This window comes from Actinomadura sp. RB99 (assembly GCF_014706005.1).
GTDB lineage: Bacteria > Actinomycetota > Actinomycetes > Streptosporangiales > Streptosporangiaceae > Spirillospora.
On record NZ_JABMCA010000039.1, the window covers coordinates 85451 to 92836 of the forward strand.

The window sequence follows — 7386 nt, forward strand, 5'->3', positions numbered from 1 at the left end:
TGGTTCGGTGCGCTAGCTGGGGTGGTTGGCGCGGGGGTGGGTCGGCGGGGGTTGTCGGTTGAGGTTCGGAGGGTTACCTTGCTCGGTAATTGATAGGAAACCTTCCTATCAATTGCCGGTTCGGGGAGGGCGGCCGGTCGTGCAGCACCACCACCCCGGAAGCAGGTGTTCGGCATGCGAAGATTCCTCGCCATCCTGGTGTCGTTCCTGGTCGTCGCGGCGCTGGCGGCCGCTCCCGCGCGGGCGGCGACACGGTTGACGGCCGCGTTCAGCTTGTCCGGGACGACCGGGAAGTACGTGGTCGCCAACCCCGGGACGTCCGACGTGAGCGGCTGGAAGCTGACGTTCGAGCTGCCGGCGGGCGTCACGGTGAGCAACCCGCAGAACGCCACGGTGTCCCAGAATGGGACGAAGGTAACGCTCACGCCCGCGTTCTACATCGCCACCGTGAAGGCTGGCGGGAGCACCGAGCCCTACAGCCCGACGTTCACGCTGAGCTCCGCCGCGCAGCCGACGAACTGCCTGCTCAACGGCGCGAACTGCGACGGTTCGGGCGAGCCGCCGCCCACGGTCGCGGCGGTCACCGCCGAGTACTCGGTGAACGGGACGCAGGCGAAGTTCGTCGTCGCGAACAGCACCGCCACGGCCGTCGACGGCTGGACGATCGTCTTCGACCTGCCGAGCGGCGTGACCGCGAGCGGCGCCCAGAACGGGACGATCAGCCAGAGCGGCACGACCGTCACCCTGTCGTCCGTCTACTACAACTCCTCGATCGCGGCGGGCAAGACGACGGAGCCGTACAGCCCGACCTTCACCGTCAGCAGGTCCGGGGCGGAACCGGCGAGCTGCCGGGTCAACGACGCCAACTGCGACGGGTCCGCGGACGTCCCGCCGAGCGCGCCGGGCGGGCTGAAGACCACCGTGAAGACGACCAAGACCGTGTCGCTGAGCTGGGACGCGGCGAAGGCGGGGAGCCTGCCGGTCACCGCCTACGAGGTGTACAACGGGGCGACGCTCGCGACGACGGTGCCCGGTACCGCCGCGACGGTCACCGGGCTGACGCCGAACACCCAGTACACGTTCACCGTGAAGGCCCGCGACCGGAAGGGGAACCTGTCCCCCGCGAGCGCGCCGGTCACCGTGAAGACCAACGACCCCGGCGACGACACGCAGGCGCCGTCCGTGCCGTCGGGGCTGCACAGCACGGGCAAGGATTCTGCGAGCGTCGAGCTGGCGTGGTCCGCCTCGTCGGACAACACCGGCATCGCGAACTACGACGTGCTGGTGGACGGGAAGGTCGCCACGACGGTGACCGGGACGTCCGCGACCGTCGCCGGGCTGTCGCCGTCCACCGCGTACTCGTTCACCGTCCGGGCCCGCGACCTGTACGACAACGTGTCGGCGGAGAGCGCGGCGGTGAAGGTCACCACGGACGACGTGGTGAGCGGTTACGCGAAGGTCGGCTACTTCGTCCAGTGGGGCATCTACGGGCGGCAGTACTTCGTGAAGAACCTGGACACGACGGGCAACGCGGCGCGCCTGACGCACCTGAACTACGCGTTCGCGAACATCGACCCGAAGAACCTGACGTGCTTGCAGGGCGTCACGAAGGGCACCACGTCCGACCCTGAGGACCCGAACCAGGGCGACGGCGCGGGCGACGCCGAGGCCGACTACGGCCGCCCGTTCAGCGCGGCGCAGTCCGTCGACGGCGTCGCCGACACCGGCTGGGAGAAGCTGCGCGGCAACTTCAACCAGCTCAAGAAGCTGAAGGCGAAGTACCCGAAGCTGAAGATCCTCATCTCGATCGGCGGCTGGACGTACTCCAAGTACTTCTCCGACGTCGCGGCGACGGACGCCTCCCGGAAGAAGTTCGTCGGCTCCTGCATCGACACCTACATCAAGGGCGACCTGCCCGAGTACGAGAGCGCGGGCGGGCCGGGCGCGGCGGCCGGGATCTTCGACGGCATCGACCTCGACTGGGAGTGGCCCGGCTCCGACGGGCACCCGGGCAACCACGTCGGCGCCGCCGACAAGCAGAACAACGCGCTTCTGATCGCCGAGTTCCGCCGCCAGCTGGACGCGCTGACCGCGCAGACCGGCAAGCGCTACGAGCTCACCGCGTTCACCCCCGCGGACCCGGCGAAGATCGCCGCCGGATGGGACCTGCCGCAGGTCGCCAAGTCCCTCGACATCTTCAACGTCCAGGGCTACGACTTCCACGGCTCGGGCAGCGACAACTCGTGGGAGCCGAACCGGACCGGCCACCAGGCCAACCTGTACACCGACACCGACGACCCGTACCCGTTCCACTTCAGCGTCGAGAACGCGGTGAACACCTACCTCGACGCCGGTGTGAACCCGCGCAAGCTGACGATCGGGCTCGCCTACTACGGCCGGGGCTGGCAGGGCGTCACCGACGGCGGCAAGGGCGGCCAATGGCAGGCCGCGAAGGGCGCGGCGCCCGGGCAGTTCCAGGAAGAGGCGGGGACGCGCGGCTACGCCAACCTGGTCTCCAGCCTGCCGAACTGCACGGTCGCGCACGACGAGCAGGCCGTCGCGACGTCCTGCTTCACCGGTGACGGCGGCCAGTGGTGGTCGTTCGACGACGCCTGGTCGATCGGGAAGAAGGCCGCCTGGCTGAAGAGCAGGCATCTGCTGGGCGCCATGATCTGGGAGATGTCCGGCGACCCGGGCGTGCTCACCAAGGCGCTCGACGACGGGCTGGCCTGACCACCGGACTCAGGGCCGGCGCCGTCTCCCCCGCGCGGTGCCGGCCCTGACCCCCGTCAGGGCGCCTGCGGGGGCTCGCCCGGCAGGTCGCCGGAGCCGGGGGCGCGCAGGCCGTCCAGGATGACGTGCAGATTGCGATCCCACTGCTCCTCGCCGGCCCGCAGGCCGAGCGTGTGCGGCCCGGTCCCCGCGGAGACCAGCAGGAACGCCACGTCGGTCCACATGACGTCGGCGCGCACGGCACCCGCCTCCTGCGCCCGCTCGACCAGCCTGCGGATGCGGTCGCGCAGGTCGGCGCGGGAGTGGTCGAGGACGTCGCCGAGCGCCTCGTTGATGTCGCACAGCTCGTTGCGGCGGCGGATGTAGGACGCGGCGAACGCGCGGAAGCCCTCCCACGGGTCGTCGGCGGCCAGGCAGGCGTCGGCGGACGCGATGATCTCGCCGATCAGCTCGTCCAGGACGGCCTTCAGCAGGTCCTCCAGCGAGCCGACGCGGCGGTAGAAGGTGCCGATCCCGACGCCGGCGCGGCGCGCGATGTCGTGCGCGGTGATCTCCGATCCGGCCTCGCGGGCGGCCTCGTGGGCCGCGGCCACCAGGCGTTCCACGTTGCGGCGGGCATCGGCGCGGGGCCGGTGCCCGGTCCCGTCGTCCAGCAGCCGGTCCACGGCGGGCCAGGTCACGTCCATGGCACCAATCTACCAGCAAGCGGACGAGCACCCTCCAGTTAAATGGACGAGCGTCGTCCGCTTGTGTTAGCGTCTGCAACCGGACGAGGCGCGTCCGGTTGCTGGAGGGGTGCTCATGAAGACGAAGACGCAAGTGAGGCCGCAAAAGGACACCGAACGGGAAGCGGGGGGAGGTGACCGGGCCGCGCTCGCGGCGGGCTCGGCGGCGTCGTTCATGGTGTTCCTCGGCACCACGATCGTGACGCTCGCGCTGCCGACGATGCTGCGCGCGCTGCACGGGGGGCCGGCGGCCGGGGAATGGATCGTCAACGCCTACACGCTGACGCTGGCCGCCGGGCTGATCAGCGCGGGGGCGCTGGCGGACGCCCTCGGCGCCCGCCGGATCTTCCTCGCGGGCCTGGCCGTCGTCGCGCCCGCGTCCGCCGTCGCGGCCGCCGCCGGCGCCGTCCCGGTGCTGATCGCCGCGCAGCTCGCGATGGGCGCGGGCGCCGCGCTGCTGCTGCCCAGCTCGCTGACGCTGGCGACGTCCGGAGCGCGGGGCGCCGCCGGACGGGCCCGCGCGGTGGCCGTCTGGGGCGCGACCGGCGGTGTCGGCCTGGCGGCCGGGCCGCTGGTCGGCGGGGTGCTGATCGCGGCGGCGGGATGGCGGGCGGTGTTCGTCGTGAACGCGGTGCTCGGCACGGCGGCGGCCGCGGTGACGCTGGCCCGGGTCGGCGCGGTCCCGGCTCGTCCGCGCCGGCTGGACCTCGGCGGCCAGCTCACCGCGGGCGCGGCGATCGCGGGCCTGGTCTTCGGCATGATCGAAGGCCCGCACCTGGGCTGGACGCACCCGGCGGTGCTGGCGGCGGGCGGAGTGTTCGCGGCGGGGCTCGCGGCCTTCGTCCTCGCGGAGCGCAGGGCCGCCGAACCGCTGCTGCCGCTCGGGCTCTTCCGGCGCGCGGGCTTCTCCGGGACGAGCGTGCTCGGCATTCTGTTCAACTTCACCTTCTACGGCGTGATGTTCGCGTTGAGCCTGCTGCTCCAGGACGTGAAGGGGGAGCCGCCGCTGCTGGCCGGCCTGTCGTTCCTGCCGTTCACCGGCCTGATCGCGCTCGGCAACCTCGTGACGCCGTGGCTGCTCGCCCGCTTCGGCACCACCGCCGCGCTGCTGCTCGGGGAACTGCTGTTCGGCGGCGCCGTCGCGGCGCTCCTGGCCGTGGGGCCGCTGCCGCAGGAGTGGCCGATGCTGCTGGCCATGACCCCGGCGGGTCTCGGCGGGGGCATCGTCGTCGCCGCGATGACGACGCGGCTGGTCGAGTCGGTCCCCGCCGCGCTCACCGGGGCCGCGACCGCCGCGTACAACGCCGGCCGCCAGGTCGGCTCGTCGGCGGGCGTCGCGGTGTTCGGCCCGCTCCTGGCCGGCGCGGCGTTCGCCACGGGCTTCCGGATCTCCCTGGGGATCGCCGTCGCCGCGGTGGCCGCCACCGTGCCGATCACGCTCGCCCTCCGCCACGACACCGCCCCCACCCGGCAACGCTGACCCCGGGCACACTCCGCACCGCGTGAGGCGGCGCCCGGCGGGGCGTCCCTCAGCGGGACGGCCTGCCGGGCGTCGCGCGCGGCTAGTTCTCGCGCAGGGCGCGCAGGGACTCTTTCAGGGAGCCGAGCGTCTTGAAGACCGCGGTCGGCTCGTAGCCGCAGTGCGCCATGCAGTTCGCGCAGCGCGGGTCGCGGCCCCGGCCGTAGGACTCCCAGTCGGTCTCGTCGAGCAGTTCCTGATAGGTCTGCGCGTAGCCGTCCGACATCAGGTAGCAGGGCCGCTGCCAGCCGAAGAGGGAGTAGGACGGGATCGCCCAGGCGGTGCAGCCGAAGTCGGCCTTGCCTTCGAGGAAGTCGAGGAAGAGCGGCGAGTGGTTCAGCCGCCACCGCTTGCGGTTGCCGCCGGCGAACGCCTTCTTGAACAGCTCGCGGGTCTCCTGGACGCCGAGGAAGTGCTCCTGGTCAGGCGCCTTGTCGTAGGCGTAGCCGGGCGAGAGCATCATCTCGTCGACCTGCAGGTCGTCGTTGAGGTAGTTCAGCACATCGATGACGGTCTGCGGGGTGTCGGTGTTGAAGAACGTGGTGTTGGTCGTGACCCGGAAGCCGCGCTCCTTGATCAGCTTGACCGCGGCGACGGCCTCCTCGAACACGCCCTCCTTGCAGACCGACTCGTCGTGCCGTTCCTGCAGGCCGTCGATGTGCACGGTGAAGGCGAAGTAGGGCGACGGCGTGAACTTGTCGAGCTTCTTCGGGATGAGCAGCGCGTTCGTGCACAGGAAGACGAACTTCTTCATCCTGACCAGCTCGTCGACCAGCTCGCCGATCTGCGGGTGCATCAGCGGCTCGCCGCCCGCGATCGACACCATCGGGGCGCCGCACTCCTTGACCGCGGCGACGGCCTGCTCGACCGGCATGCGCCGCTTCAGCACGTCGGCGGGATGCTGGATCTTCCCGCAGCCCGCGCACTTGAGGTTGCAGGCGAACAGCGGTTCGAGCTCCATGATGAGCGGGAACTTGTCCTTGCCGCGCACCTTGTTGGTCATGATGTGCGACGCGACGCGGACGCTCTGGCGCAGTGGCATCGGCATTAGGGTCGGACCTCCTTCGGCAAGGTGAACTCGGTGGTCTCCACCGTGACCTCGCGTTCGACGAGGTCGGCGGGGCCGAGGCCGCGCAGCGCGGCGACGACCGCGTCGAGCACGGCGGGCGGCGCGGACGCGCCGGCGGTGACGCCGACGGCGCGGGCGCCGCGGAGCCGGCCGAGCGGGACGTCGGCCGGGCCGTCGATCAGCAGGGCGGGCGCGCCGGCCTGCTCGGCCACCTCGACGAGGCGGCGGGAGTTGGAGGAGTTGGCCGACCCGACGACGAGCACGAGGTCGGCCTCGCGCGCGACGCGGGCCACGGCGCGCTGGCGGTTGGTGGTGGCGTAGCAGATGTCGTCGGTGTGCGGGCCCCGCGCGTCCGGGAACCGCCGGGTGATCTCCGCGGCCAGCCCGTCCGCCTCGTCGGCGGCGAGCGTGGTCTGGGTGAGGTAGGCGACGGGGCGGTCCGCGGGCAGCGCCGCGACGTCGGCGGGCGTCTGCACGAGGACCGTGGACTCCGGCGCCTCGCCGAGCGTGCCCTCGACCTCCTCGTGCCCGGCGTGCCCGATCAGCGCGACGAGGTCGCCCCGCGCGGCGTACCGGCGGGCCTCGGCGTGCACCTTCGCGACGAGCGGGCACGTCGCGTCGATGACGCGCAGCCCGAGCCGCCCGGCCTCGTCGCGGACGGCGGGCGCGACGCCGTGCGCGGAGAAGACGGTGACCGCGCCCGGCGGCACCTCGTCCAGCTCGTCGACGAACACGGCGCCGCGCCGGGCGAGGTCGTTCACGACGTGGGTGTTGTGGACGATCTGCTTGCGCACGTACACGGGCGGGCCGTGCATCTCCAGGGCCCGTTCGACGATCTCGATGGCCCGCTCGACGCCGGCGCAGAAGGAGCGCGGCGAGGCCAGGAGGATCCGGCGCGGCCCGATCGCGTCCGCCCATGCGCGCAGGGCGGGCCCGATCGTCCGCAGCCGCCGCAGGGCGGCCGCGCCGCCGGTGAGCGTGGCCGGGCTGAGCAGCGGGCGGTCCGGAGTGTCGACGATGGCGCGGACCACCGCCACCGGGCGGTCCCCGGCGGCGGCGAGCGGCGCCGACTCCATGTCGACGGCCATCGCCCCGGTCGCGGCCAGCTCGGCGCGCTCGCGGCCGGTGACGACGTGGTCGGTGGTGACCAGCGGGCCGCGGTGCACGGTCGCGCCGGTCGTCCGCTCCAGGAGCCCGGCGAGGGGCTCCGCCGAGGGGCAGGGCACGGGCGGGCCGGCGCCCCGCACCTCGGTCGCGACGAACAGGTCGCCGGGCCGCAGCCGCCCGTCCAGCGCGCCGCCGAACCCGGCCACGGCGAGCCCGTCGGCGTCGCGCAGCCG

Annotated in this window: 5 protein-coding genes; 2 read left to right on the top strand and 3 right to left on the bottom strand. The window is 72.6% G+C overall.

The features are described from left to right. Window positions 1–174 precede the first annotated feature (174 nt). Window positions 175–2733 carry a glycosyl hydrolase family 18 protein gene (locus amrb99_RS29770; RefSeq protein WP_190862255.1) on the top strand — a complete coding sequence of 853 codons (2559 nt, stop codon included), beginning with the start codon at window positions 175–177 and terminating at the stop codon, window positions 2731–2733. Between the two features lie 56 nt (window positions 2734–2789). Here the strand turns inward: amrb99_RS29770 and amrb99_RS29775 are convergent, their stop codons facing one another. Further along, window positions 2790–3419 (bottom strand): TetR/AcrR family transcriptional regulator, encoded by a 630-nt coding sequence (locus amrb99_RS29775; protein ID WP_194737300.1) that lies wholly within the window; start codon window positions 3417–3419, stop codon window positions 2790–2792. A gap of 115 nt (window positions 3420–3534) precedes the next feature. Between amrb99_RS29775 and amrb99_RS29780 the strand changes: the two genes are divergently transcribed. Next, window positions 3535–4938, top strand: coding sequence for an MFS transporter (locus amrb99_RS29780; RefSeq protein ID WP_190862257.1), 1404 nt, complete (start codon window positions 3535–3537; stop codon window positions 4936–4938). A gap of 82 nt (window positions 4939–5020) precedes the next feature. On the opposite strand, the gene hpnH is transcribed toward amrb99_RS29780, so the two are convergent. Together hpnH and ispH are read right to left on the bottom strand one after the other, a co-directional pair. Then, window positions 5021–6019 carry an adenosyl-hopene transferase HpnH gene (gene hpnH, locus amrb99_RS29785; protein ID WP_241756055.1) on the bottom strand — a complete coding sequence of 333 codons (999 nt, stop codon included), beginning with the start codon at window positions 6017–6019 and terminating at the stop codon, window positions 5021–5023. A gap of 5 nt (window positions 6020–6024) precedes the next feature. Beyond that, on the bottom strand, window positions 6025–7386 hold a 1362-nt coding region (gene ispH, locus amrb99_RS29790; protein ID WP_190862261.1), incomplete at its 5' end, for a 4-hydroxy-3-methylbut-2-enyl diphosphate reductase.